The sequence below is a fragment of the Pseudomonas sp. NFPP24 genome (assembly GCF_900112095.1).
Classification (GTDB): domain Bacteria; phylum Pseudomonadota; class Gammaproteobacteria; order Pseudomonadales; family Pseudomonadaceae; genus Aquipseudomonas; species Aquipseudomonas extremorientalis.
This window is the reverse complement of record NZ_FOKD01000002.1, coordinates 35,842-60,935: the sequence shown is the minus strand read 5'-3', so window position 1 is coordinate 60,935 and position 25,094 is coordinate 35,842. Positions and strand designations below refer to the sequence as shown.

Annotated in this window: 21 protein-coding genes and 1 pseudogene; 12 read left to right on the top strand and 10 right to left on the bottom strand. The window is 61.4% G+C overall.

Features of this window, described 5'->3' with window-relative positions; genetic code table 11:
• Positions 1–39: 39 nt before the first annotated feature.
• Positions 40–1,263 (bottom strand): anthrax toxin-like adenylyl cyclase domain-containing protein, encoded by a 1,224-nt coding sequence (locus BM026_RS03885; RefSeq protein WP_093527406.1) that lies wholly within the window; start codon positions 1,261–1,263, stop codon positions 40–42.
• 296 nt (positions 1,264–1,559) lie between these two features.
• On the opposite strand from BM026_RS03885, the pseudogene BM026_RS29290 reads away from it, so the two are divergent.
• Positions 1,560–1,930: pseudogene (locus BM026_RS29290) on the top strand (hypothetical protein).
• Here BM026_RS29290 and BM026_RS03875 read toward each other — a convergent pair.
• A complete protein-coding gene (locus BM026_RS03875; protein WP_071489046.1) occupies positions 1,927–2,832 on the bottom strand; it encodes a LysR family transcriptional regulator in 906 nt (301 codons plus the stop codon). The pseudogene BM026_RS29290 and the gene BM026_RS03875 sit on opposite strands and share 4 nt — an antisense overlap.
• Before the next feature lie 101 nt (positions 2,833–2,933).
• Between BM026_RS03875 and BM026_RS03870 the strand changes: the two genes are divergently transcribed.
• Positions 2,934–4,112, top strand: coding sequence for an aspartate aminotransferase family protein (locus tag BM026_RS03870; protein ID WP_093527404.1), 1,179 nt, complete (start codon positions 2,934–2,936; stop codon positions 4,110–4,112).
• Here BM026_RS03870 and punR read toward each other — a convergent pair.
• Entirely contained in the window at positions 4,084–5,007 is a 924-nt protein-coding gene (gene punR / locus BM026_RS03865; protein ID WP_093511874.1) for a DNA-binding transcriptional activator PunR, read from the bottom strand. The two genes, BM026_RS03870 and punR, sit on opposite strands and share 29 nt — an antisense overlap.
• A 122-nt stretch (positions 5,008–5,129) precedes the next feature.
• On the opposite strand from punR, the gene punC reads away from it, so the two are divergent.
• Positions 5,130–6,314: a purine nucleoside transporter PunC gene (gene punC / locus BM026_RS03860; protein WP_071489049.1), complete on the top strand. Its 1,185-nt coding sequence runs from the start codon at positions 5,130–5,132 to the stop codon at positions 6,312–6,314.
• Here the strand turns inward: punC and BM026_RS03855 are convergent.
• Positions 6,311–7,144: a nucleoside-binding protein gene (locus tag BM026_RS03855; RefSeq protein ID WP_092247520.1), complete on the bottom strand. Its 834-nt coding sequence runs from the start codon at positions 7,142–7,144 to the stop codon at positions 6,311–6,313. The genes punC and BM026_RS03855 overlap by 4 nt on opposite strands.
• 158 nt (positions 7,145–7,302) lie before the next feature.
• Between BM026_RS03855 and BM026_RS03850 the strand changes: the two genes are divergently transcribed.
• Positions 7,303–8,805 carry a nucleobase:cation symporter-2 family protein gene (locus tag BM026_RS03850; RefSeq protein ID WP_092247648.1) on the top strand — a complete coding sequence of 501 codons (1,503 nt, stop codon included), beginning with the start codon at positions 7,303–7,305 and terminating at the stop codon, positions 8,803–8,805.
• A 115-nt stretch (positions 8,806–8,920) separates the two neighbouring features.
• Here the strand turns inward: BM026_RS03850 and BM026_RS03845 are convergent, their stop codons facing one another.
• Positions 8,921–9,853, bottom strand: a complete 933-nt coding sequence (locus BM026_RS03845) for a proline iminopeptidase-family hydrolase (RefSeq protein WP_092247523.1) — start codon at positions 9,851–9,853, stop codon at positions 8,921–8,923.
• 92 nt (positions 9,854–9,945) lie between these two features.
• On the bottom strand, positions 9,946–10,710 hold the full coding sequence (locus BM026_RS03840; RefSeq protein ID WP_071489052.1) for a LuxR family transcriptional regulator: 765 nt from the start codon (positions 10,708–10,710) through the stop codon (positions 9,946–9,948).
• Positions 10,711–10,892: 182 nt separating this feature from the next.
• Between BM026_RS03840 and BM026_RS03835 the strand changes: the two genes are divergently transcribed.
• Genes BM026_RS03835 through BM026_RS03810 form a run of 6 tightly spaced genes read left to right on the top strand, consistent with a single transcriptional unit; the run spans position 10,893 to position 17,056 of the window.
• Complete coding sequence (locus tag BM026_RS03835; protein WP_093527402.1) at positions 10,893–11,780, top strand: proline iminopeptidase-family hydrolase; 888 nt, start codon at positions 10,893–10,895, stop codon at positions 11,778–11,780.
• A 3-nt stretch (positions 11,781–11,783) separates the two neighbouring features.
• On the top strand, positions 11,784–12,731 hold the full coding sequence (locus BM026_RS03830) for an ABC transporter permease (RefSeq protein WP_093126469.1): 948 nt from the start codon (positions 11,784–11,786) through the stop codon (positions 12,729–12,731).
• Positions 12,728–13,585 (top strand): ABC transporter permease, encoded by an 858-nt coding sequence (locus BM026_RS03825; protein WP_092247535.1) that lies wholly within the window; start codon positions 12,728–12,730, stop codon positions 13,583–13,585. Before BM026_RS03830 ends, BM026_RS03825 begins: the two co-directional genes overlap by 4 nt.
• Positions 13,582–14,538: an ABC transporter ATP-binding protein gene (locus BM026_RS03820; RefSeq protein WP_093527400.1), complete on the top strand. Its 957-nt coding sequence runs from the start codon at positions 13,582–13,584 to the stop codon at positions 14,536–14,538. Before BM026_RS03825 ends, BM026_RS03820 begins: the two co-directional genes overlap by 4 nt.
• Positions 14,535–15,506 (top strand): ABC transporter ATP-binding protein, encoded by a 972-nt coding sequence (locus tag BM026_RS03815; RefSeq protein ID WP_071489057.1) that lies wholly within the window; start codon positions 14,535–14,537, stop codon positions 15,504–15,506. The genes BM026_RS03820 and BM026_RS03815 overlap by 4 nt, the downstream gene beginning before the upstream one ends.
• 35 nt (positions 15,507–15,541) lie before the next feature.
• A complete protein-coding gene (locus BM026_RS03810) occupies positions 15,542–17,056 on the top strand; it encodes an ABC transporter substrate-binding protein (protein WP_092247541.1) in 1,515 nt (504 codons plus the stop codon).
• Between the two features lie 128 nt (positions 17,057–17,184).
• On the opposite strand, the gene BM026_RS03805 is transcribed toward BM026_RS03810, so the two are convergent.
• The 4 genes from BM026_RS03805 to BM026_RS03790 all read right to left on the bottom strand — a co-directional run bounded on the left by BM026_RS03805 (position 17,185) and on the right by BM026_RS03790 (position 20,881).
• Positions 17,185–17,925 carry a YciK family oxidoreductase gene (locus tag BM026_RS03805; RefSeq protein WP_071496681.1) on the bottom strand — a complete coding sequence of 247 codons (741 nt, stop codon included), beginning with the start codon at positions 17,923–17,925 and terminating at the stop codon, positions 17,185–17,187.
• A gap of 185 nt (positions 17,926–18,110) precedes the next feature.
• The gene (mupP, locus tag BM026_RS03800; protein ID WP_058424511.1) at positions 18,111–18,782 is read right to left on the bottom strand and encodes an N-acetylmuramic acid 6-phosphate phosphatase MupP; all 672 of its coding nucleotides are present in this window, start codon (positions 18,780–18,782) and stop codon (positions 18,111–18,113) included.
• 4 nt (positions 18,783–18,786) lie between these two features.
• Entirely contained in the window at positions 18,787–19,485 is a 699-nt protein-coding gene (gene ubiG / locus BM026_RS03795) for a bifunctional 2-polyprenyl-6-hydroxyphenol methylase/3-demethylubiquinol 3-O-methyltransferase UbiG (RefSeq protein ID WP_071489061.1), read from the bottom strand.
• 64 nt (positions 19,486–19,549) lie between these two features.
• A complete protein-coding gene (locus BM026_RS03790; protein ID WP_093126483.1) occupies positions 19,550–20,881 on the bottom strand; it encodes a TRZ/ATZ family hydrolase in 1,332 nt (443 codons plus the stop codon).
• A gap of 108 nt (positions 20,882–20,989) precedes the next feature.
• On the opposite strand from BM026_RS03790, the gene mtnA reads away from it, so the two are divergent.
• Complete coding sequence (mtnA, locus tag BM026_RS03785) at positions 20,990–22,066, top strand: S-methyl-5-thioribose-1-phosphate isomerase (RefSeq protein WP_093527398.1); 1,077 nt, start codon at positions 20,990–20,992, stop codon at positions 22,064–22,066.
• Positions 22,067–22,369: 303 nt separating this feature from the next.
• Positions 22,370–25,024, top strand: a complete 2,655-nt coding sequence (gyrA, locus tag BM026_RS03780) for a DNA gyrase subunit A (RefSeq protein ID WP_010211963.1) — start codon at positions 22,370–22,372, stop codon at positions 25,022–25,024.
• Positions 25,025–25,094 lie beyond the last annotated feature (70 nt).

Sequence of the window (25,094 nt, the reverse complement as noted above, 5' to 3'; positions counted from 1 at the left end):
CTATTATGAGGCTGCTGTTTTGTTGGCGCCCCGGCGTGTTCAGCCTTGGTTGAACCGCCTTTGGGCTTTGACGAAGTCAGAACGCCTGATGCTCACTATTTCTTTTTCCCAAAGCGGATTCACCGGAGCGTGATAGCCGCTGTCCTTGGCTGTTTTGACCAGCTCCGCCATGTCTCGGCTGTCGTTGATCATGCAGATTTCATCGAACCGTCCCAGTCTGACTGGCAGAAAGAAAGTTGCCGGGTAGTTGGCCTCGACGTCCGTCGCCGGGCTGCCGGAGTCCGCATTGTGGTGTACCACCCGCTCTCCGTTACCGACCAATTGATGATTGATCAACGCTATCATCTGCTTTATCCGTGGCGTGGCGTTACCCAAGTCGGGGTCTTCCTTTTGATAGAAACGGGCGGCGCTTTCATAGTCTGCACGCAGCGCTTCGGGCAACTGAAAACAGCCATCGACTGGGTGTCGATGCCTGTAGCTGTCGATCCGTTGTGTGAAAACACTGTGCGCTACATCGGGCACCGGGATTGTATCCTGGGGGCCAAAATCGCTGATGTGAGGCGCCACCATGTGCAGGTCATAATCGGCGGTCAGCGCCTTGCCACCGACGTGTTTCGCCAGAACTTCAACCGGTACTCCCTTATGGGTGATGAGGTAGCTGTCTTCTGACGCAGATGTGCGTCTACCTTCAAATGCATACTGCTGTTGACTGGGCCCTTGGGCACTGAAACGCAGTGCTTCTTCGTGGGGCCTTGTTGCCAACTGGGCAATGTGCCCGAGTTTTATCAGTTCGCCGATACGCTCGCCCGAGATTTCCAAGGGGACCGCAACGGCGTGCCCGTCGCGAATGCATGCCTGGATTTGCTCATTGGCGCTGGTCACTTTTGCTGGGGCGTCCTCCTTGAATTTTTCAAGCTTGCTGAACGCCTGGTTTGTACAGATCAGGCCAGCTTGCGGTCCCCAGTTGGCACTTTTTCCTTTGATATGAAAGTCCTTGGTGGGATGACCGGCCGCTATCAACCCGGTAGCCACGGTTTCTACAGGGCGTACGCCAATGATGGAATTGGTGGCCGCTGCGATGTTCTGCAGGGGAACAAGGTGGCTCGGTACTATTCCCGTCTGCTCCTTGACGCGTTCAAATGCGTCGATGACCGAGCTGTTCGCCGCGTGGACGGTGCCGCTCGACTGAGTGGCTTGAGCGCCCAGCAGTGTGTGCAGGCTTAGCGCGGAAGGTGAAATGACAGGGGAGATGATGTCGCTCATTGAGTTGCTCCAAGTCATGTTATATCGGCATGTTGGATGATTCCTTTCGGAACAGCGCATTCCCTCGATTACACAGAGCGACACTAGAGACATTTTGTGCGCGGGGGGGGGGGAGAAGTACTACAGGCTGTATGAAGCCGATCTGCAACGGAAGGTTCAGGCCTGAATGCATGGGAGTTGCAGCGATATCTGTTGTGCGTGAGCCGGAAAATTATCGGAGCGGTCCTACGCCTGCTTACTTGCCGACGCAGGTCACCGGTGTGAGACAGATGCAGCACATTAATTGGGAGGTGCGTATGACAATTCGTGCAGTGGTCTTTGATTCGGCGGTGTCCTGTTTGATTGGAGCCCGCAGCACCTGTACCGCAAGCGGATTGCCGATGATCACGAGCGACAATGGTTTCTCGACCACATCTGCACCCAGGCCTGGAACACCGAGCAGGACGCCGGTCGCTCCCTGGCCGAAGGCACCCGCAGCCTGATCTACCACGCCCGCCTCAGCCAGGTACGGGCCCAGTTGCCGGATATCCAGCCCTCTGAAGTGGTGTTTATCGATGACGTTGCCGGCAATATCGAAGCGGCCATCGCTCTGGGCTGGCAGCGGACTCACCATGTGTCTGCCGCGCGCACGGCGGCGCAGTTGCGTGAGTTGGGCGTGGGCTTCTAGCGCGCCCACTTTTCCATGGCGAAATCCACGAAGGCGCGCAGCTTGGGCAGGCGATAACGGTCCTGGCCGTAGAGCAGATGCATGGGGCGGCTGGGCAGTCGATAGGTGGTCAACAAGGCCACCAGTTTGCCGCTCTCCAGGTCCGGTTGTACCAGGGCATCGGCCAGCATGATGATGCCCATGCCGTTGACGGCTGCCTGGCGCAACCCTTGCGAGCTGTTGATGGTCAATGAGCCGGACACCGGCACTTCCACCTCGCCGCTATCGTCGGTCATGCGCCAGAGTTTTTCGGTGTCGCGCCAATTGTCATTTGCCGGGTAGGCGAACGCCAGGCAGTCATGCTGCCTGAGGTCCTCGGGTGTCGAAGGCGTGCCGCGTCGCGCCAGGTAAGCAGGTGACGCGCAGAGGGTGAGGGTGTAGTCCTGCATGGGCCGTGCGATCAGGCTCGATGTTTCCAGTTCGCCAAGACGTATCGCCACGTCGAAGCCGCTGTCGACCAAGTCCATCCGCTCATTGCTCAACACCACGTACAGGTTGATCAGCGGGTAGCGCCGGGAAAATTCGCTCAAGGCCGGTGTAAGGCGTTCGGTGCCGAATACGGGGGGCGCGGTGATGCGCAGGGTGCCCTTGGGGACATCGCTATGGGCTTGTTCGGCCAGTTGCTCGGAGTCGGCCACCAGCCCCAATACTTCCAGGCAGCGCTGGTAATACTGCCCGCCGAATTCCGTGAGGCTCTGTTTGCGCGTGGTGCGCTTGAGCAGGCTGACGCCAAGGCGTTGTTCCAGCGCGCGCAAGTGGTTGCCGACCATGGTGGTCGACATCCCGCAGGCTTGGGCTGCGGCGGTCATGCTGCCAGTCTCGACCACCTTCACGTACACCGACATTGCCTGGAACAGATCCATTATCAAGCCCTGGTTTAAAGTCATTGCAGGAATGTGCAGTTTATCCAGCTCAGGTGGCTAACGATACTGAAGCCATCACAACGATGCACTGGAGCCGCACCATGACCGCCGACTGCTTGATGACCACTTACCAACCCCTGGCGCTGAGTTTTACCCGCGGCCTGGGCACGCGCCTGTGGGACCAGCAGGGCCGTGAATACCTGGATGCGGTGGCCGGTGTGGCGGTGACCAATGTCGGCCATTCGCACCCCAGGTTGGTGACGGCCATCAGCGAGCAGGCTGGCTTGTTGTTGCATACCTCCAACCTCTACAGCATCGACTGGCAGCAACGGCTGGCCCAGCGCCTGACTCAACTGTCTGGCCTCGACCGGGCCTTCTTCAACAACTCCGGTGCCGAGGCCAACGAAACAGCGCTGAAACTGGCGCGGCTGCATGGCTGGAAAAAAGGCATTGAAGAACCGTTGGTGGTGGTGATGGAAAATGGTTTTCACGGCCGTACGCTCGGCACCATGGCTGCCAGTGACGGGCCGTCGGTACGCCTGGGTTTCCAGCGCTTGCCGGGGGACTTTCTCAAGGTAGGCTTTGGCGATCTGGCTGCGCTTGAGGCAATCACCCAGACGTTTGGCGCGCGGATCGCAGCGGTCCTGCTGGAACCGATCCAGGGTGAAAGCGGCGTACTGCCGGCACCACCGGGCTACCTGAAAGCCCTGCGTGATCACTGCACCCGCCATGGCTGGTTGATGATGCTCGATGAAATCCAGACCGGCATTGGGCGCACCGGCGCCTGGTTTGCCTTCCAGCATGAAGGCATCGTCCCGGACGTGATGACCCTGGCCAAGGGCCTCGGCAACGGCGTACCCATCGGCGCCTGCCTGGCGCGGGCCGGTGTGGCCCAGTTGTTTACGCCGGGCAGCCATGGCAGCACCTTCGGCGGCAACCCGTTGGCGTGTCGCGTGGGGTGCACCGTGCTGGACATCATCGAAGAACAGGGTTTGCTGCAGAACGCGGCGCTACAGGGCGAGCGCTTGCTGGCGCGGTTGCGGGTGGAACTGGGTGAGCACCCGCACGTTCTTGCGATTCGTGGGCAGGGGTTGATGATCGGGATCGAACTGGCGAGCCCTTATCGTGACCTGGCCCAGCGCGCGGCCCAGGAACACGGCCTGCTGATCAACGTGACGCGGGGCAAGGTCATTCGGCTGCTGCCGCCGCTGACCCTGGCTGCCAAGGAGGTCGAGATGATCGTGCGGGCCATTACCCGGCTACTGGATCAGGCCCGTTGAGCCATTCCTGGTTCAGGGTTTCGGTATCGCCCAGATACTCCAGCAGCCAGGCCATGGCCGGGGACAGCCTGTCCTGTGCCCAGGCCACACACGACGGGCTGGCAGGAAACGGCCGGCTCAATTGCAGCGCCACTAATTCCCCGCGCTCGATCCACGGCAGCACCTGATGCGCCGGCGCCATGCCGACGCACAGGCCGTCACGCAAGCAATCGAGGGCCGATGACCAGTTCGGCACCACCAGCCGACGCTGGTTATCCAGGGTCCAGGTGTCGCGTTTGGGCAGGTTGCGCGATGTATCGGTCATGCACAACGAAGCGAAGGGCCTCAGTTGATCGTCACTCAGCAAGCCTTCGACGCGGGCCAACGGGTGGCGCGCACTGACCACACACAGCCAATTCAACAACCCCATGTCGCGAAAGGTGAAGCGGCTGGCCACCGGCACCGCGCTGGTGGCGCCGATCACAATGTCGGTGCGCTCATCCGCCAGGGCATCCCACACGCCGTTGTACACCTCGTATTCCAGCAACAGCTCGACCTCGGGAAACTGCCGGTAGAAATCAATGACCAACTGTCGGCAGCGCTGGGGTTTGACGATGGAATCCACCGCCACCTTCAACTGGCCACTCCAGCCGTTGGCCACTTGCTGGCAAAGGCGTCGGGTGCCGAGCATTTTTTTCATCACGCCACGGGCTTCGTCGATAAACAGCCGGCCGGCCGGCGTCAGCTCGACGTCCCGGTGGCGCCGCACAAACAACGGCACTGCCAGCCATTCCTCGATCTGACGCACCGTATAGCTGATGGCCGACGGCACCCGGTGCAGTTCCTGGGCAGCTGCGCTGAAGCTGCCATGACGCGCGACTGCATCGACAACGTCCAGCGAATATTCGGACCACATGGCGGTTGCCTTCAAATTTATTGATAAGAGTATCCAATTATTATCGCTTCACAGCAAAACTGTCAGCTTCATAATGGGCGGCAGTCAGCAAATAGTTTGATGGCAGGATCAACAAGGCTTCAATGAAAAATTCTTTTGGTTTCACTGGGTATCTGGCGGGGCTGAGCATGCTCGGTTACCTCGCCATGGACATGTATTTACCGGCGTTCGGCGCCATGGGCGAGCACTTGCAGATTGGCGCCGGTGCAGTAGGCGCCAGCTTGAGCATCTTCCTCGCCGGCTTTGCGGTCGGGCAGTTGTTATGGGGGCCGTTGTCGGACCGCCTGGGGCGCAAGCCGATCCTGCTCGCCGGGCTGAGCCTGTTTGTGCTCGGTTGTGCGGGCATGTTCTGGGTCGAAACGGCGCCTCAGTTGCTGGCATTGCGTTTTATCCAAGCCATTGGCGTATGCGCCGCCGCCGTCAGTTGGCAAGCCCTGGTGATCGACCGCTACCCGGCCGACAAGGCCCATCGCGTGTTTGCCAGCATCATGCCGCTGATGTCGTTGTCACCGGCTTTAGCGCCGCTGTTGGGCGCGATGGTGCTGAGTCACTTCGGCTGGCAGGCGATCTTCGGCGTATTGTTGGGTGTGTCGTTGTTGCTGTTGTTGCCGACGTTGTTCCTGCGTACTGCGCAGAAACGTCAGGCCGCGAAGGGCGAACCTTCGCGCCTGGGTTATGGACAGTTACTGACGTCTCGCGTGTTTACCGGCAATGTCATGATTTTTGCCGCGTGCTCGGCCAGTTTCTTCGCCTGGCTGACGGCGTCGCCCTTCATCCTGGGCGGCATGGGCTACAGTCCGAATGACATCGGCCTGAGCTACGTGCTGCCGACCTTGGCGTTCCTGGTCGGTGGCTACAGCTGTCGCAGCGCCTTGCAACACTTCCAGGGCAAGACGCTGTTGCCGTGGCTGCTGCTGGCGTATTGCATCAGCATGGTGGCGTTGTACCTGGTCGCGACCTTGACCGTGCCGAGCCTTACCACCTTGCTGATTCCGTTCTGCCTGATGGCGCTGTGCAACGGTGCCAGTTACCCCATCGTCGTGGCGAACGCGCTGATGCCGTTTGCGCAAAACTCCGGCAAGGCGGCGGCGCTGCAAAATACGCTGCAATTGGGCCTGTGCTTTCTCAGCAGCCTGCTGGTGTCGTCAATGATTGACCAGCCACTGCTGATTACCGTGATTGTGATGCTGGCGACCGCGCCGTTGGCCGTGCTGGGGTACTGGCTGGCGCGGCCCAAGGCCAAGGATTCGGAGCTGGCAGCCGCCTAGAACGTCACTTCCAGGTTCACTGTCGGCGTCGATGTGCGGCTACCCCGGCCGCCATCCACGCCGAATTTGTTATGCCAATACTCGTAACCCACCCCCAGGTACAGGTTCGGCTTGACGCTTTTGCCCGGTCGCACCGCCACCATCAGCGCGGTGCGCACCAGGGCTTCCGGCGCGGTGTCGCGACCGTGATAGTCCTCGCCTTTTTCTCCGACATAATTCATGAAACCCTGGAATTTCGCCGCATGATTGGCAATCTCGAACGGGCGCATCCACGTCAGGTTGAGCATGTAGGTATCGTCGAACGTGTGGTTCGACTCCTGCGCGCCGGGGATGCCGGTGTGGTTCTTTTCCTTGTAGTACAGCAGGCTCAGGTCCAGCACGCCGACGGTGTTGAACTTCAAGGTCGGGCCGATCACCAGGGCGCGCTTCCTGGCTGAGGCGAAGTTGTTGTTGCGGTTGGCATCGAACCCCAACGTCAGCGCGTAATCCTTGACCAGGCCAGTGCCCAGCGGCACATCGAACACCCGCGATGCATACAACTGATGACGGTACACCGCATACACCTCGCTCCCGCCATGATCCGTACCCTTGCGCGGGTCGCGGCTGTCGGACAGGAACACATCGAGGTTGAGGAAATTGCTGCCGTACCGGTAGCCGCTGGCGTGGGTAAAACTGTAGATGCGCTTGCTGAATTCGTCGGGGTTGTTCGGGTTGGTGAACTGCTGGCCGTAGCGAAACCCTACGCTGTTGTTCATCCATTCCACCGCGACGGCCTCCCCGCCGCCGAGGAGGGTGAGTGCGACGGTTGCGCCCTGTAGTGCCTTTTTCATTGTTATGGGTCCTTTGGCGTTCTGGCTCATCACGGCCGGATTGTTTTTGTAACGCCGACGGAGGGTAACTTGTTCGATTGATTGTATACAACTCTATGGACATCCAGTCCAAACATTGCATACAGTGGCCGCACAACAAAAACAGAGAACCCCTCACCATGACTATCCCGAAGGCGTCACCGCAGCGGCCAGAAGATGAGAATCTCGGCGTCGCCGCCAACATGGCTTACGGCCTGCAACATGTGCTCACCATGTACGGCGGCATCGTCGCGGTACCGTTGATCGTCGGCCAGGCGGCGGGTTTGTCGCCGGCGGATATCGGCCTGCTGATCGCCGCGTCGTTGTTCGCCGGTGGCCTGGCCACGCTGTTGCAGACCCTGGGCCTGCCGTTTTTTGGTTGTCAGTTGCCGCTGGTGCAGGGCGTGTCGTTCGCCGGTGTGGCAACCATGGTGGCGATTGTCGGCAGTGATGGCGCCGGTGGTGTGCCGGCGATTCTTGGCGCGGTAATGGCCGCGTCGTTTATCGGATTATTGATAACCCCGGTGTTCTCGCGGATCACCAAGTTTTTCCCGCCGTTGGTAACGGGCATTGTGATCACCACCATCGGCCTGACCCTGATGCCCGTTGCCGCGCGCTGGGCCATGGGCGGCAACAGCCGCGCCGCCGATTTCGGCAGCATGTCCAATATCGGCCTGGCGGCGTTGACCCTGGTGCTGGTGTTGCTGCTGAGCAAGATAGGCAGCGCGACCATCTCGCGCTTGTCGATCCTGCTGGCGATGGTGATCGGCACCGTGATTGCGGTGTTCCTTGGCATGGCCGACTTCTCCGGCGTGACCCAGGGGCCGATGTTCGGTTTCCCCACACCCTTCCATTTCGGCATGCCCACCTTCCATGTGGCCGCGATCATTTCCATGTGCATCGTGGTGATGGTGACCCTGGTCGAGACCTCGGCGGATATTCTGGCGGTGGGTGAAATCATCGACACCAAAGTCGATTCCAAGCGTCTGGGCAACGGCCTGCGTGCCGATATGCTGTCGAGTATGTTCGCGCCGATCTTCGGTTCGTTCACCCAGAGCGCCTTCGCCCAGAACGTCGGGCTGGTGGCGGTGACCGGGGTCAAGAGCCGCTTCGTGGTGGCCACGGGCGGGCTGTTCCTGGTGATCCTCGGCTTGTTGCCCTTCATGGGCCGGGTCATCGCGGCGGTGCCCACTTCAGTGCTGGGCGGGGCCGGGATTGTGCTGTTCGGCACCGTGGCGGCCAGTGGTATCCGCACCTTGTCCAAGGTGGATTACCGCAACAACATGAACCTGATCATCGTGGCCACGTCCATCGGTTTTGGCATGATCCCGATTGCGGCACCGAGCTTCTACGACCACTTCCCGAGCTGGTTCGCGACCATTTTCCACTCGGGGATCAGCTCGTCGGCAATCATGGCGATCCTGCTGAACCTGGCGTTCAACCATTTCACCGCCGGCAATTCGGACCAGCAGTCGGTTTTCGTGGCGGGGACCGAACGCAGCCTGTGCTTTCGCGATGTGTCGGAACTGCGTGATGGGGATTACTTCAAGGGCGGCAAGTTGTTTGATGCCGAGGGCAGGGAGATCCCGTTGGTGGCGGAAGTGCCTAGGAAGGTCACCAAACCCGAGGCTAGCGAGGCCTGAATGTGGGAGGGGGCTTGCCCCCGATGACGGTGTATCAACTGAGTGATTGGCGCCTGACACACCGCTATCGGGGGCAAGCCCCCTCCCACAATTGGAATGCATCCAGCTTGAGCATTCAGCCGGCCTTGAGCACTTTGTATTGTGCTGAACACACCTCATCCAGAAACTTCACCACAGTCCCCATGCACGCCTGGCGTTCTTCCACATGGGGCATGTGGCTGGAGTCTTCAAACAGCGCCCAGCGCACATCCGCAATTTCGTCCAGGAACGGCTTGACCACCAGCGGCGTGGCCTCGTCGTGGCGACCTGAGATCACCAGCGTCGGTACGTTGATCGCCGACAGGCGGCCAGTGGACTTCCAGTCTTTCAAGCTGCCGATCACATGGAATTCGGTCGGGCCGCTCATGGCGTGGTACACCGTCGGGTCTGCATCGACCGCGGCGAAGGTGCGCGCCACTTCCTCGGGCCAAGGGATGACCCGGCATACGTGATGGTCATAGAACACCCGCGACGCGGCGAGGTATTCCGGATCCTGGTAGTTGCCGACGGCTTCGTGCTTGAGCAGGGTTTCATGCACGCCTTCAGGCAACAATTTGCGCAGGCGGTTGGCTTCGCTGACCCAGGTGCGCATGCAGGTCGGCGAGTTGGCCGGGATGAACGCGCGCAGGCCCTTGGGTTGCAGGATCGCGTGTTCACTGCCGAGCATGCCGCCCCAGGACTGGCCGAGGATCGCGTAGTTATCGCTGATCTGCAGGTGGTCCAGCAGGTTGTCGAGTTCTTCGAGGAACAGGCCCACCGTCCAGAAGGACGGGTCTTTGTCGGGCAGATGGGTGGAGCGGCCGTTGCCCAACTGGTCGTAGTGGATCACCGCGTGACCGCTGGCGGCGACGTCCTTGAACGCGTCAACATAATCATGGGTGCATCCGGGGCCGCCGTGGATAACCACCAGGGGCGTGCGACCGCTCGACAAGTCACCGGTGACGCGGTACCAGGTTTGGTAGGCGCCAAACGCCGCATACCCTTCGCGGATTTTTTCGATGAATTCCATTTCGTACCCTGCTCTGAAAAAAGGATCAGGGACACGATAATGCGTGGCAGAAATTTAGGTAACTAGCAAAACAGCTAGGTTTTGCCGGGGAGTCAGTCTTCCAGCAACCGGTAATGGGTGGCGCGCACTACCGCCTGCACGCGGTTCTTGGCCCCCAGCTTGTGCATGGCCGAAGCCAGGTGCAGGGTGACCACCGCCAGCGAACGGCTCAATTGCGTGGCAATTTCGGCCGCAGTCAGGCCTTCGGCGGCCCATTTGAGGCACTCACGTTCGCGTTTGGTCAGGTGGATATGCGGGTAAGTGCGCAGCTCTTTGCTGAACAGTGGGTAGGCCGCTTCCTGCAAGGCATGGGAAATCAGGCTGAAGTCCGACAAGGTCTGCTGCGCATCCTTCAACACGCTGCGGGCGTTGCCGGTGCGCAGGCCGGTCAGCGAGGCGAAGCCGCCACGGGGCAGGTGGATCGGCACGCTGACGCCGCAGGTCAATTGCTGGTCATGCAGGTAGGATGAAACCGGCGCGTGGCAGGGATCGATGATCTTTTGCAGGGGGGTGTCGGCCTTGACGTCGTAGGACCACACGAACGGCGACACCCGGCTCAGAGCCAGGTGTTGCACCGGATCGATCTGGTAGAACCCTTCGCTGCACCACAAGGCATGCCAGTCGGCCGGGGTGTTGCGCAGTTGCAGCACCGAGGGGGTGATCAATGCGCCATCCTGGTCGATCGGCACCGGGGTGTAGTCGTACACCAAGGCGTCGAAGCCCAACTGTTGGGCAAGGATAAAGGTGTTGTCCATCTGCTCGTCCAGGCTCCTGCCCGGCATCAGACGGTGATTTAAGGCAGTCAGCTTGGCCAGCATCCGTTCTGCTCCCGATTTCATTTGAATCTCGACTTGCGGCAAGTAGAATGCCACGCCCCGGCGAAGGACTGCCAGGCCAAACCTATAAGAAATACTAGGTTATGGACGCGCGGCATCCTCGGTAGTGTTGGCCGATCAACGGCCGCTACCTGCCAGGCCGATACAACACAAGGAATGTATGCATGTGGCGTGAAATTGCCCCCGACCAGCAGTACAACGTGCAAGTCGATGGCCATAACCTCGTGGTCTACAGCTTCGGCGAAGGCGATGAGGTGCTGCTGTGCCTCAACGGCGGGCCGGGCCTGCCGTGTGACTACTTGCGCGACGCCCATGGCTGGCTCAAGGAGCATAACCTGCGAGTGGTTGCATTCGACCAGCTTGGCACGGGCGCATCAGCCAGACCCACCGATGTTTCGCTGTGGGAAATCCGCCGTTATGTCGAAGAAGTCGAAACCGTGCGCCAGGCCTTGGGCCTGGGCCGCGTGCATTTGCTCGGGCATTCCTGGGGCGGCTGGCTCGGCATCGAATACGCGATCCATTACCCCGACGCGCTGAAAAGCCTGATTCTCGAAAACACCGTGGGCGACATTCCGCACCTGTCCCAGGAACTGGAGCGCCTGCGCGGCGCCCTCGGCAGCGAAACCGTGGCGATGATGCAACGTCACGAAGCCATGGGTACCCTCGACCACCCGCAGTACCAGGCCGCGATTACCTTGCTCAACTATCGCCACGTGTGCCGGCTGGACGAGTGGCCTGCACCGGTCAGACGCTCTCTCGACGACTGGAACATGGGCCCTTACGAAACCATGCAGGGTCCCAACGAATTTCTCTACATCGGCAACCTCAAGGACTGGAACCGCCTCCCCGAGATGGGCGCGTTCAAGATGCCGATCCTGATCACCACCGGCCAGCACGACGAACTCACCCCGGCCTGCGCCATGCGCATGAAAATGGCGGCCCGGCACGCCGAATTGCATGTGTTCCCCAACAGCAGCCATATGCCGTTTTATGAAGAGCCCCAGGCATATTTCCCGGTGCTGCTGGACTTCCTCTCGCGTCACCGAGGCTGACGGATGAACCTGGCGCGCTACCGTTTTGTGCTGTCCCGGCCGCTGCAGTTGCTGCCGGTGCTGTTTGGCATCAGCCTGATCACCTTTGTGCTGGTGCGCTCGATCCCTGGCGACCCGGCGCGCGCCTTGCTGGGCTCGCGCAGCACGCCGGATGCCTTGCTGAAGATCCGCGCCCAGTACGGCCTCGACCAGCCGTTGTGGCAGCAATACTTCTACTTCCTGAAAAACCTGCTCAAGGGCGACCTCGGCCAATCGCTGCTGTACAAGGTCGACGCCCTCAAGCTGATTGTCACGCGCATCGAGCCCACCCTGGTGCTGGTAATAGGCAGCGTGGTGCTGGCGCTGCTGATCGCGGTGCCGCTGGCGACCTGGGCCGCACGCAACAAGGGCGGCTGGGCGGACAACCTGATCCGCGTGTTCACCACGGTTGGCCTGGGCATGCCGGCGTTCTGGCTGGGCTTGATGCTGATCCTGTTGCTGAGTGTGCAGTGGGGCTTGTTTCCGGTGTCCGGCTACGGCCGCACCTGGCTGGACAAGGCGCATCACATGGTGCTGCCGTGCCTGACGATTGCCCTGGCGTTATCGGCGGTGCTGGTGCGCAACCTGCGGGCGAGCATGCTGATGGAGTTGCAGGCCGATCACGTGACCGCGGCCCGCGCCCGTGGGCTGTCGGAAACCGCCGTTTTTCGTCGGCATGTGTTGCCAAATTCCCTGGTGCCGGCGGTCAACCTGCTGGCGGTGAACATCGGCTGGCTGATCAGCGGCACGGTGGTGATCGAAAGCCTGTTCGCCATTCCCGGTATCGGCCAATTGCTGGTGCGCGGCATTTTCACCCGCGATTACATGGTGGTGCAGGGCGTGGCCATGGTGCTGGCCTGTGCGACGGTGGTGGTCAACTTCATCGCTGACGTGGTGACGGTGGCCCTCGATCCACGGGTGAAGATGCAATGAGCAGCCGCCCGTTGATTGCCCCGTGGCGCTTGCGCCTGCGTTTCGGTTTGCGCAATGGTCGGCTGACGGCAGCGTGGGGCCTGTTGATCCTGCTGGTGTGGCTGGCGCTTGCGCTGTTTGCGCCGTGGATTGCACCGTATGACCCGATTGCGCAGAACCCTGATTTCAGTTTGCTCGCTCCAAGCCTTATGCATCCGTTTGGCACTGATAACTACGGAAGAGACATCCTTTCGAGGGTGATCTGGGGCGCGCGCATCGACCTGCAACTGGCCATTGTCGGGGTGATCTTCCCTTTCATGATCGGCACCTTCATCGGTGCGGTCTCGGGCTATATCGGCGGGCGCTTCGACAGCGTTTGCATGCGCGTGATCGACGTGATCCTGGCGTTTCCCTTCCTGGTGCTGATGCTCGCGATCATGGCCATCCTCGGGCCGGGCTTGAAGAGTTTCTACATCGCCATGGCGCTGGTGGGCTGGGTGTCGTATGCGCGGCTGATCCGCTCGCAGATCCTGGTGCTCAAGGAAAGCGAGTTTGCCCTGGCCGCCAAGAGCCTGGGCTTTGGCCACGGGCGCATTCTGTTCCGGCATCTGCTGCCCAATGCGATGTTCGGCTCGATTGTGTTTTCCATGTCTGACGCGGTGCTGGTGCTGCTCAATGGCGCCGCCGTGAGCTACCTGGGCCTGGGCGTGCAACCGCCGACCGCCGAGTGGGGCACCATGGTGGCCGAGGGGCAGGCCTTTATCACCACGGCCTGGTGGATCTGCACCTTTCCGGGGCTGGCCATCGTGACCCTGGCCATGGGCTTCAGCCTGCTGGCCGATGGCGTGGCGCAAGTATTGGGGGACCGCTCATGAGCCTGCTGCAAGTGCGCGACCTCAGTGTCATCGCCAACAATGCGGGGCGCGATGTAACCCTGGTCGAGCGAGTGTCGTTCGATCTGGCCGAAGGCGAAATCCTCGGCCTGGTAGGGGAAAGCGGCTCGGGCAAGACCATGGCCTGCCGTGGCCTGATGCGCCTGCTGCCATCGCCCAGCCTGCGCGTGCAAGGCGGCTCGGTGCGGCTGGCCGGCCAGGACCTGTTGGCATTGGATGACGCTGGCATGCGCGCCGTGCGTGGCGGCCAACTGGGCATGATTTTCCAGAACCCCAGCAGCCACCTTGATCCGCTGATGCGTATCGGCGAGCAGATTGCCGAGGGCATCCGCCTGCATCAAGGCGCGTCGAAAAAAGACGCGCGATTGCAGGCCATCGACGTGTTGCGCCAGGTTGGCATCCCCGATCCCCAGGCGCGGGTCGACAACTACCCCCACGAGTTTTCCGGCGGCATGCGCCAGCGCGCGATGATCGCCGTGGCGCTGGGCTGCAACCCTAAAGTGCTGATCGCCGACGAGCCGACCACGGCGCTGGATGTGACGGTACAGGCGCAGATCCTGCGGTTGTTGCTGGAATTGCGCGACCAGCGCGGTCTGTCGATCATCATGATTACCCATGATCTCGGCGTGGTGGCGCAAACCTGTGATTCCATCGCCGTGATGTACGCCGGGCGGCTGTGCGAGCACGGCAGCAAATACGACTTGCTGGCTCGACCGCAGCATCCCTACACCGCCGGCCTGATCGATTGCCAGCCCGCCCACAGCAGCGGTCACGCCTTGCTGCGCACGATCCCCGGGCAACCGCCGTTGCTGGATGCATTACCCGCCGGTTGCCGGTTCAACCCGCGTTGCCCGCAGGTTGGCGCGTTGTGCACCGAGGTGTTGCCGGACGGTGCTCGGGTCGCCTGTCATTACCCGTTGGGAGCGCAGCCATGAGCCTGTTGCAGATCAAGGACCTTGAGGTGAAGTTTGCCGCGTCCGGCACCGGCGTGTTCGGGTTGAACAAGCAGTGGGTGAGGGCGGTGAACGGCGTGTCGCTGAACCTGGCGGCGGGTGAAACCCTGGGGCTGGTGGGTGAGTCGGGCAGCGGCAAAAGTACCCTGGGCCGCGCCATCCTGCACCTCAACCCGATCAGCGCCGGCCAGGTGTTGTTTGACGGCATCGACATGGCCCATGGCAGCGCCATCGACATCACTCGTCTGCGGCATGAAACCGCAATGATCTTCCAGGACCCGTACGCTGCGTTGAACCCGCGCCACACCATCGGCGAAACCATTGCCGAGGTGCTGCGCGTGCAGCGCAAAGTCGCGCCAGAGCAGGTTGCAGCTCGTGTGAATGAACTGCTCGACCTGGTCGGCCTGCGCCCCGAACTCGCCAGTCGCAAACCCGCCGCCCTCAGCGGTGGCCAGTGCCAGCGCGTCGGCATTGCCCGGGCGCTGGCGGTTGAGCCACGCCTGATCATCGCCGACGAGTGCGTGGCGGCGCTGGATGTGTCGATCCAGGGCCAGATCATCAACCTGCTGCTGGAACTGCAACAGCGCATGAACCTGGCGATCCTGTTTATCGCCCATGACCTGGCCATCGTGCGCCGACTGTGTGACCGCGTGGCGGTGATGTACCTGGGCAAGATCGTCGAGGAAGGACCGGTGGAGGCGGTCTTCACGGCGCCACGTCATCCGTACACGGCGGCGTTGATCCAGGCGATTCCCGAGATCGATCCGCATCGGCCATTGCCGACAGAACCCTTGCCGGGTGAACCACCGAGCCCACTGAATCTGCCCACAGGCTGCGCCTTTCACCCGCGTTGCCGGCATGCCCGCACCCTGTGTTCCGTGGTGTTGCCGCCGACCCATTTCCTGCACGAGCATCGGTACAGTTGCGTGCTTGAAGAACCTTTGCTTTGACCCATCCCTGCCATTCATGAACAAGGAGTTATGACATGCAATCGCGCCACTTGAAGTTGCTCGCCGCCGCCACACTGACCGCCTGGTCGCTGACCGCCGGTTTCGCCCAGGCCGCCGGTGTCCTGACCATCGGCTGCCGTGAAGACAGCACCACGTTCGACCCGATCAAAAGCGCGCAAAACCGCGACACCTGGGTCTTCGCCAACGTCTACGACACCCTGGTACGCGTGGACAACCTGGGCACCAAGATGGAGCCGGGCCTGGCTGAAAGCTGGGATATCTCCAAGGACGGCCTGACTTACACCTTCAAACTGCGTGACGCGAAGTTCTCCGATGGCTCGGCCATTACCGCCGACGATGCGGCGTTCAGCCTGCTGCGTATCCGCGACAACAAGGCTTCGCTGTGGGCTGATCCGTTCAACTTGATCAACACGGCCAAGGCATCGGACCCGAAAACCCTGGTGGTCACGCTGAAAACCCCGGCTGTCGCCTTCCTCTCGCAACTGGCGTCGCCGACGGTGTCGATCCTGTCGGAAAAAGCCATGACCAAGATGGGCGAAGACGCCTACTCGGAAAACCCGGTGACGTCCGGCGCGTTTACCGTAGACGAGTGGCGCAAGGGCGATCGGGTGATCCTGAAGAAGAACCCGAACTTCTGGCAGGCCAGGAACGTGAGCCTGGATGGCGTGGAGTGGGTCTCCGTTACCGACGACAACACGCGCATGCGCATGGTGCAGAACAATGAGCTGGACACGGCGATCTTCGTACCGTTCTCGCGGGTTGAAGAGCTGAAGAAAGACAAGAACGTGGTGATCCACGCCGACCCGTCCACACGTGAAGATCACCTGCTGATCAACCACGCCCACGGGTTGCTGGCCAAGCCGGAAGTGCGCCAGGCGCTGGACATGGCCATCGACAAACAATCGCTGGTGAAGACCGCCACCTACGGTCAGGGCACTGTGGCCTATTCCTACATTCCAAAGGGCTCGCTGTACCACTACGCCAACAACCTGCAGCGCCCGTATGACCCCACCGCCGCCAGGAAGCTGCTGGAGCAGGCCGGTGCGAAGGACTTGAAGCTCAACTACGTGGTCAACGCCGGCAACGAAGCCGACGAGCAGATTGCGGTGATCATCAAGGACCAGCTAGCCAAGGTCGGCGTAACCGCCAACCTGCAAAAGGTCGATCCGACCCAGAGCTGGCAGATGCTGGTGGACGGTGAGTACGATATTTCGGTGATGTACTGGACCAACGACATCCTCGACCCGGACCAGAAGACCACCTTCGTGCTGGGCCACGACACCAACCAGAACTACATGACCCGCTACAGGAACGACAAGGTCAAGGACCTGGTGGCCCAGGCACGGATCGAGGCCGACCCGGTCAAGCGTGAGCAGATGTATGTGGAATTGCAGAAACTGGCGAAACAGGATGTGAACTGGATCGACTTGTACTACAGCCCGTACATCAACATCTCACGTAAGAATGTGAGCAACTTCCTGCAGAACCCGTTAGGCCGCTTCACCCTTGAAGAAGTGGTGAAAAACTAAAGCACACTGCTGAAAAATGTGGGAGGGGGCTTGCCCCCGATTACAGTGGATCAGTCAACAGATACAGTGACTGTCCCACCGCTATCGGGGGCAAGCCCCCTCCCACATTTGGTTTTACAATGTGCCGGTTATTGCGCGTCGAACGCCTGGCCGTTGATGCCGGCACTGTCCGGCCCCATCAGGTAGAGGTAAACCGGCATGATCTCTTCCGGCGCCGGCCGTTCCATCGGGTTTTCCCCCGGATACGCCTGGGCGCGCATGCTGGTGCGGGTGCCGCCGGGGTTGATGCTGTTCGAGCGAACCGCCGCTACATCTTCGAGTTCGTCCGCCAGGGTTTGCATCAGGCCCTCAGTCGCAAACTTCGACACGCCATAAGCTCCCCAATAGGCCCGGCCCTTGCGGCCGACGCTGCTGGAGGTGAACACCACCGAGGCATCCTTCGACAGCTTGAGCAGCGGCAACAAGGTACTGGTCAGCATGAACATCGCGTTGACGTTCACGTGCATCACCCGCATGAAGTTCTCGCCGGACAACTGTTCGAGCGGCGTACGCGGGCCGATGATCGAGGCGTTGTGCAGCAGGCCGTCGAGGTGGCCGAATTCTTTTTCGATCATTGCCGCCAGCTCATCGTATTGATGGGGCAGGGCGGTCTCCAGGTTGAAGGGGATCACCACCGGCTGTGGTTGGCCTGCGGCTTCGATCTCGTCATATACCTGGGCAAGGTTGGCTTCGGTCTTGCCCAGCAACAGCACGGTAGCGCCGTGGGCGGCGTAGGTTTTCGCCGCCGCCGCGCCAATCCCGCGACCGGCGCCGGTGACCAGGATCACCCGGCCCTTGAGCAGTTCTGGACGTGCAGAGTAATCAAACATAAATAGCCTCGACAGAATTCAGCAGCTTTTGAACCCCAACTCCGAAAACACTGAAGATCCCCAGTGGGAGGGGGCTTGCCCCCGATGAGGGCCTATCAGTCCTAGAGGTGCGGGCTGGCACACCGCTATCGGGGGCGGGCCCCCTCCCACATTGGATCTTCATAGAGGGTGGGGGCGTTGAGTAATCAGCAACTGCACAGTGCGTTATCCAGCACCTTGCGCAGTTCCAGCGGGTGATCCACCACCACATCGGCCCCCCAATGGCGTGGGTTGTCGTCCGGGTGGATGTAGCCGTAAGTGACCGCCGCCGTGCGGGTGCCGGCGTCGCGGCCGGACTCGATGTCGCGCAGGTCATCGCCCACGAACAGCACGCTGGCCGGGTCCAGGCCGAGCATCTTGCAGGCCAGGATCATCGGCTCCGGGTCCGGCTTGCTGTTTTTCACGTGGTCCGGGCAGATCAGCAGTGCCGAGCGTTCGGCCAGGCCGAGTTGCTGCATGATCGGCTCGGCAAAACGCAGGGGCTTGTTGGTGACCACGCCCCAGATCAGCTTGGCCTTCTCGATGTCTTCGAGCAGCTGCGCCATGCCGTCGAACAACTTGCTGTGGACCGCGCAGCCCTTGAGGTAGCGCTCGAGGAATTCCTGGCGCAGTTCTTCGAAGCCTGGGGATTCCGGGTCCATCGAGAAGGTCACCGCAACCATTGCCCGCGCACCGCCGGAGATTTCATCGCGGATGTGCTGGGGGTTGATCGGCGGCAGGTCGCGATCGGCGCGCATCGCCTGGCAGATCGCGATGAAGTCCGGCGCGGTATCCAGCAGGGTACCGTCCATATCGAAGAGAACCGCTCGCAACTTCACAGGCTCACTCCTCGCGCAGGGTCTGGATCATGTAGTTGACGTCTACATCGTTGGCCAGCTTGTAGTGCTTGGTCAGCGGGTTGTAGGTCAGGCCGATGATGTCCTTGACGGTCAGCCCGGCCTGGCGGCTCCACGCACCCAGCTCGGACGGACGGATGAATTTCTTGAAGTCATGGGTGCCGCGCGGCAGCAGCTTCATGATGTATTCGGCGCCGATGATCGCGAACAGGTAAGCCTTGGGGTTGCGGTTGATGGTGGAGAAGAACACCTGGCCGCCGGGCTTGACCATGCGGAAGCAGGCGCTGATCACCGAGGACGGGTCGGGCACGTGTTCCAGCATTTCCAGGCAGGTGACCACGTCGAACTGCTCGGGCATCTCTTCGGCCAGGGCTTCGGCGGTGATCTGGCGGTATTCCACGCTCACCCCGGACTCCAGTTGATGCAATTGGGCCACGGCCAAGGGCGCTTCGCCCATGTCGATGCCCATCACAGTCGCGCCGCGTTGGGCCATGGCTTCGCTGAGGATGCCGCCGCCGCAACCGACGTCCAGTACCTTTTTGCCGGCCAGGTTGACGCGTTCGTCAATCCAGTTGACCCGCAGCGGGTTGATGTCGTGCAAAGGCTTGAACTCGCTTTCGCGGTCCCACCAGCGGTGAGCCAGGGCTTCGAATTTGGCGATTTCGGCGTGGTCGACGTTGCTCATGGTGAATCCTCTGAATCTGATAAATCGGTTTGTCGGTCTTGAACGCCAGGGCTCAAGGCCGTCGTTATTCGCTATGCCCGCTGATGCGTTGGCCCCAGGCGATGGCCGTGGCGGTCAACTGTTGTTCATCCATGCGGGTCAATTGCCGGTCGTCGAGCAATTGCTTGCCAGCGACCCAAAGGTGTTTCACGCAATCGCGTCCGGTGGCATATATAAGCTGTGAGACCGGATCATAGATCGGTTGTTGCGCCAGCCCCGACAGATCGAAAGCAACGATATCCGCCGCCTTGCCGACTTCCAGCGAGCCAATCTCGCTTTCCAGGCCCATGGCTCGCGCGCCATTGAGGGTGGCCATGCGCAGGGCGCGATGGGCATCGAGTGCGGTGGCCGAACCGGCGACGGCCTTTGCCAGCATCGCCGCCGTACGCGTTTCGCCCAACAGGTCAAGGTCATTGTTGCTGGCGGCGCCATCGGTGCCGATGGCCACATTCACGCCAGCCTGCCACAGACGCTCCACCGGGCAAAAGCCGCTGGCCAGTTTCAGATTGGATTCCGGGCAATGGATGACGCTGGTGTTGCTTTCTACCAGCAAAGCCAGGTCGTCCTCGCTGATTTGGGTCATATGAACGGCCTGGAAGCGCGGGCCCAGCAGCCCCAGGCGCCCCAGGCGCGCCAGCGGGCGCTCGCCGGTCTGCTCGACCGCTTGCTGCACTTCGAAGGCGGTTTCGTGAACATGCATATGGATCGCGGCGTCCAGCTCTTCGGCGATCACCCGGATTTTTTCCAGGTTGTCATCGCACACGGTGTAGGGCGCGTGGGGGCCAAAGGTGATCTTGATGCGCGGGTGGTGCTTGAGGTCGCCGAACAGCTCGACACCCTGGCGAATCGCCTCGTCGGCACTGCCGGCGCCGGGGATCGGGAAGTCGAGGATCGGAATCGCGATCTGTGCGCGCATGCCGCTGTTGTGCACGCAGTCGCTGGCGACCTTGGGGTAGAAGTACATGTCGGAGAAGCAGGTGATGCCGCCCTTGAGCTGTTCGGCGATGGCCAGGTCGGTGCCGTCACGCACGAACGCTTCATCGACCCACTTGGCTTCGGCGGGCCAGATGTGTTTTTCCAGCCAGGTCATCAGCGGCAGGTCATCGGCCAGGCCGCGAAACAGGCTCATCGCCGCGTGCCCGTGGGCGTTGACCAGGCCGGGGCTGAGCAACATGCCCGGCAGTTCGCGGGTCTCCTTGGCGGTCAGCTTCAACGCCGCCTGGCGAGGCCCGATAAACGCAATGCGCCCATCGCGGATGCCCAGGCCGTGTTCCTTGAGCACCACGCCGGCGGGTTCGACAGGTACCAGCCAGGTCGGCAGCAACAGTAAGTCGAGCGGGGCGGCAGTGGCAGTCATCGCAGGCTTCTTCCCAGGCAGCTATAAAAGAAGGGCGAAGTATACCCGAGCGTCCTGGCTGGCGGATCGCTATAATCGGCGGCTTTGTTTATGAGTGCGGAGTAAGGGATGCGCGATCGACTGTTGGCAGCGGAGAAAGTGAAGGCCATCGATTGGCGTGATGGCGCACTGTACCTGCTTGATCAGCGTGCCTTGCCGTCCCGGGAAAGCTGGGTGGCCTGCGTGACGGTCGATGCAGTGGCTGCAGCCATTCGCTCGATGGTAGTGCGCGGTGCGCCGGCCATCGGCATCAGCGCCGCATATGGCCTGGTGCTGGCCGCCCGCGAGCGGATCGCCGAGGGCGGTGACTGGCAGGCAGCGTGGGAAGAAGACTACGCATTGTTAGCCGATGCCCGCCCCACCGCGTCGAACCTGTTCTGGGCCTTGAAGCGCATGCGTGACCGGCTCGACCGCGTCAAAAAGCACGCCGACCCTGTGGCGGTGCTGGAAGCGGAAGCCATCGCCATCCATGAGAGTGACCGCGAAGCCAACCTGACCATGGCCCAGCTGGGCGTCGAGCTGATCCGCAAGCACCAGGGCAACGCCCAGGCCATCCTCACCCACGGCAACGCTGGCGCCCTGGCGACCGGCGGTGTCGGTACGGCGCTCGGGGTGATTCGCGCGGCCTACCTCGAAGGCATGGTCGAGCAGGTCTACGCCAATGAAACCCGGCCCTGGCTGCAAGGCTCGCGGCTGACCGCCTGGGAGCTGGCGGGCGAGGGCATCCCGGTGACGGTGAATGCCGACTCGGCCGGTGCGCATATCCTCAAGACCAAAGGCGTGACCTGGGTGATTGTCGGCGCCGACTGCATTGCCGCCAACGGCGATGTGATCAGCAAGATCGGCACTTACCAGTTGGCCGTGTGTGCGATGCACCACGGCGTGCGTTTCATGGTGGTGGCGCCGAGTTCCACCCTGGACCTGATGATGGCCACTGGCGATGAGGTAGCGCTGGAAGAACGCGAGGCCGGTGAGTTGCTGGAAGTCGCCGGCCAGCGCTTCGCGGCCGATGTGGCGGCCTTCAATCCGGTGTTCGACGTGACCCCGGCCGACCTGATCGATGTGATCGTGACCGAAAAAGGCGTGGTCGAACGGCCGGACACCGCCAAGCTGGCCAGGTTGATGTGTCGTAAGCGCTTGCACTAAGCCAATTTCCCCCCGAAATCGGGCTTGGTTCCAGCTCTGAGCCCCTCTCGTCGCCCTCAAGCCTGTCATCCGTCAACTTACTATGCTCCATGCGCATCAGGGGGATAGGTGCGTGGCGGCGATTGTGATAACATCCGGCGGTTTCCAGGGCTGCCCCGAGGGGTGGCCTATAACGTGCAGATCCGTGTCATAACTCGTTGATTTGTCGTAAGTCGTTGTCAGGCACTCTGCCGGCAGCGGCGAGCTTCGTTCGTCCCATATGGATGTGACGAGGTTTCACCCGAAAAAGGAATCAGGCTTCTCATGGGCGAACTGGCCAAAGAAATCCTCCCGGTCAATATCGAAGACGAGCTGAAACAGTCCTACCTCGACTACGCGATGAGCGTAATTGTCGGTCGGGCACTGCCTGATGCGCGCGATGGCTTGAAGCCCGTGCACCGGCGTGTGCTGTTCGCGATGAGCGAGCTGGGTAACGACTGGAACAAGCCGTACAAGAAATCTGCCCGTGTTGTCGGTGACGTGATCGGTAAGTATCACCCTCACGGCGACACTGCGGTGTACGACACCATCGTTCGGATGGCCCAGCCGTTTTCCCTGCGCTACCTGCTGGTAGACGGCCAGGGCAACTTCGGTTCGGTCGACGGCGACAACGCCGCGGCCATGCGATACACCGAAGTGCGCATGACCAAGCTGGCGCACGAACTGCTGGCCGACCTGCATAAAGAAACCGTGGACTGGGTGCCGAACTACGACGGCACCGAAATGATCCCGGCCGTCATGCCGACCAAGATCCCCAACCTGCTGGTCAACGGTTCCAGCGGTATCGCCGTGGGCATGGCGACCAACATCCCGCCGCACAACCTCGGTGAAGTCATCGACGGTTGCCTGGCCCTCATCGACAACCCCGAGCTGACCGTCGATGAGCTGATGCAATACATCCCCGGCCCGGACTTCCCGACCGCCGCGATCATCAACGGTCGCGCCGGCATCATCGAAGCCTATCGCACCGGTCGCGGCCGCATTTACATGCGTGCCCGCTCGATCATCGAAGACATCGACAAGGTCGGTGGCCGCCAGCAGATCGTCATCACCGAGCTGCCGTACCAACTGAACAAGGCACGTCTGATCGAGAAGATCGCCGAGCTGGTCAAAGAGAAGAAGCTCGAAGGCATCACCGAGCTGCGCGACGAGTCCGACAAAGACGGTATGCGCGTGGTGATCGAGCTGCGTCGTGGCGAAGTGCCTGAGGTGATCCTCAACAACCTCTACGCCCAGACCCAGCTGCAAAGCGTGTTTGGTATCAACGTGGTTGCACTGATCGATGGCCGCCCGCGCATCCTGAACCTCAAGGACCTGCTGGAAGCCTTCGTGCGTCACCGTCGCGAAGTGGTCACCCGCCGTACCGTGTTCGAACTGCGCAAGGCCCGCGAGCGCGGCCACATCCTGGAAGGCCAGGCAGTTGCGCTGTCGAACATCGACCCGGTGATCGCTCTGATCAAGGCCTCGCCAACCCCGTCGGAAGCCAAGGAAGCGTTGATCAGCACCCCTTGGGAATCCAGCGCCGTGGTGGCGATGGTTGAACGTGCCGGCGCCGACTCGTGCCGTCCGGAGACCCTGGACCCGCAATACGGTCTGCGTGAAGGCAAGTACTTCCTGTCGCCGGAACAGGCCCAGGCCATCCTGGAACTGCGCCTGCACCGCCTGACTGGCCTGGAGCACGAGAAGCTGCTGGCCGAGTACCAGGAGATCCTCAATCAGATCGGCGAGTTGATCCGCATCCTCAGCAGCGCCGTGCGCCTGATGGAAGTGATCCGCGAAGAACTGGAAGTGATCCGCGCCGAATACGGCGATGTGCGTCGCACCGAGATTCTCGATGCACGCCTCGACCTGACCCTGGGTGACATGATCCCGGAAGAGGAGCGCGTGGTAACCATCTCCCACGGTGGCTACGCCAAGACCCAGCCGCTGGCTGCGTACCAGGCCCAGCGTCGTGGTGGTAAAGGTAAATCGGCTACCGGCGTGAAGGATGAGGACTACATCGCTCACCTGCTGGTTGCCAACAGCCACACCACGCTGCTGCTGTTCTCCAGCAAGGGCAAGGTGTACTGGCTCAAGACCTACGAAATCCCGGAAGCGTCCCGTGCCGCCCGTGGTCGCCCACTGGTCAACCTGCTGCCGCTGGACAGTGATGAATACATCACCACCATGCTGCCGGTCGAGGAATACACCGAAGGTCACTTCATCTTCATGGCCACCGCCAAAGGCACCGTGAAGAAGACCCCGCTGGAATCCTTCAGCCGCCAGCGCAGCGTGGGCCTGATCGCCCTGGAGCTGGACGAAGGCGACGTGCTGATCTCCGCTGCCATCACCGACGGCGAGCGTGAAGTCATGCTGTTCTCCGACGGCGGTAAAGTAACGCGCTTCAAGGAATCCGACGTTCGTGCCATGGGCCGTACTGCCCGCGGTGTGCGCGGCATGCGCCTGCCGGAAGGGCAGAAGCTGATTTCGATGCTGATCCCGGAAGAAGGCAGCCAGATCCTCACCGCTTCCGAGCGTGGTTATGGCAAGCGCACCGCCATCAGCGAGTTCCCGGAGTACAAGCGTGGCGGCCAAGGCGTGATCGCCATGGTCAGCAACGACCGCAACGGCCGTCTGGTCGGTGCGGTGCAGGTGCTCGACGGCGAGGAAATCATGCTGATCTCCGACCAGGGCACCCTGGTACGTACCCGTGTGGCTGAAGTGTCGAGCCTGGGCCGTAACACCCAGGGCGTGACCCTGATCAAGCTGGCCAAGGACGAAAAACTGGTCGGCCTGGAGCGTGTCCAGGAGCCATCGGAAGTCGAAGGCGAAGAGCTGGAAGGCGAGGAGTTTGAAGGCGAGGTGATCGCAGCAGGCGATGACAACGTCGACGAGCCAACCCTCGACGCTGCCGCAGACGAAGAAGAACCGCAGGAATAAGCGGACACACAGGGGGCGGATGAAGATTCGCCCCCTTGTTGTTTGTCCCCTTTGAAACATGTGGGAGCTG

Coding starts and splice junctions, on each gene's coding strand:
- BM026_RS03835 (WP_093527402.1), top strand. CDS start 10,893: ATGTGGCGTGAAATTGCCCCCGACCAGCAGTACAACGTGCAAGTCGAT.
- BM026_RS03845 (WP_092247523.1), bottom strand. CDS start 9,853: ATGGAATTCATCGAAAAAATCCGCGAAGGGTATGCGGCGTTTGGCGCC.
- BM026_RS03810 (WP_092247541.1), top strand. CDS start 15,542: ATGCAATCGCGCCACTTGAAGTTGCTCGCCGCCGCCACACTGACCGCC.
- ubiG (WP_071489061.1), bottom strand. CDS start 19,485: ATGAGCAACGTCGACCACGCCGAAATCGCCAAATTCGAAGCCCTGGCT.
- BM026_RS03855 (WP_092247520.1), bottom strand. CDS start 7,144: ATGAAAAAGGCACTACAGGGCGCAACCGTCGCACTCACCCTCCTCGGC.
- mtnA (WP_093527398.1), top strand. CDS start 20,990: ATGCGCGATCGACTGTTGGCAGCGGAGAAAGTGAAGGCCATCGATTGG.
- BM026_RS03815 (WP_071489057.1), top strand. CDS start 14,535: ATGAGCCTGTTGCAGATCAAGGACCTTGAGGTGAAGTTTGCCGCGTCC.
- BM026_RS03820 (WP_093527400.1), top strand. CDS start 13,582: ATGAGCCTGCTGCAAGTGCGCGACCTCAGTGTCATCGCCAACAATGCG.
- BM026_RS03830 (WP_093126469.1), top strand. CDS start 11,784: ATGAACCTGGCGCGCTACCGTTTTGTGCTGTCCCGGCCGCTGCAGTTG.
- gyrA (WP_010211963.1), top strand. CDS start 22,370: ATGGGCGAACTGGCCAAAGAAATCCTCCCGGTCAATATCGAAGACGAG.
- BM026_RS03885 (WP_093527406.1), bottom strand. CDS start 1,263: ATGAGCGACATCATCTCCCCTGTCATTTCACCTTCCGCGCTAAGCCTG.
- punC (WP_071489049.1), top strand. CDS start 5,130: ATGAAAAATTCTTTTGGTTTCACTGGGTATCTGGCGGGGCTGAGCATG.
- BM026_RS03805 (WP_071496681.1), bottom strand. CDS start 17,925: ATGTTTGATTACTCTGCACGTCCAGAACTGCTCAAGGGCCGGGTGATC.
- BM026_RS03870 (WP_093527404.1), top strand. CDS start 2,934: ATGACCGCCGACTGCTTGATGACCACTTACCAACCCCTGGCGCTGAGT.
- BM026_RS03825 (WP_092247535.1), top strand. CDS start 12,728: ATGAGCAGCCGCCCGTTGATTGCCCCGTGGCGCTTGCGCCTGCGTTTC.
- BM026_RS03850 (WP_092247648.1), top strand. CDS start 7,303: ATGACTATCCCGAAGGCGTCACCGCAGCGGCCAGAAGATGAGAATCTC.
- BM026_RS03790 (WP_093126483.1), bottom strand. CDS start 20,881: ATGACTGCCACTGCCGCCCCGCTCGACTTACTGTTGCTGCCGACCTGG.
- BM026_RS03840 (WP_071489052.1), bottom strand. CDS start 10,710: ATGCTGGCCAAGCTGACTGCCTTAAATCACCGTCTGATGCCGGGCAGG.
- punR (WP_093511874.1), bottom strand. CDS start 5,007: ATGTGGTCCGAATATTCGCTGGACGTTGTCGATGCAGTCGCGCGTCAT.
- BM026_RS03875 (WP_071489046.1), bottom strand. CDS start 2,832: ATGGATCTGTTCCAGGCAATGTCGGTGTACGTGAAGGTGGTCGAGACT.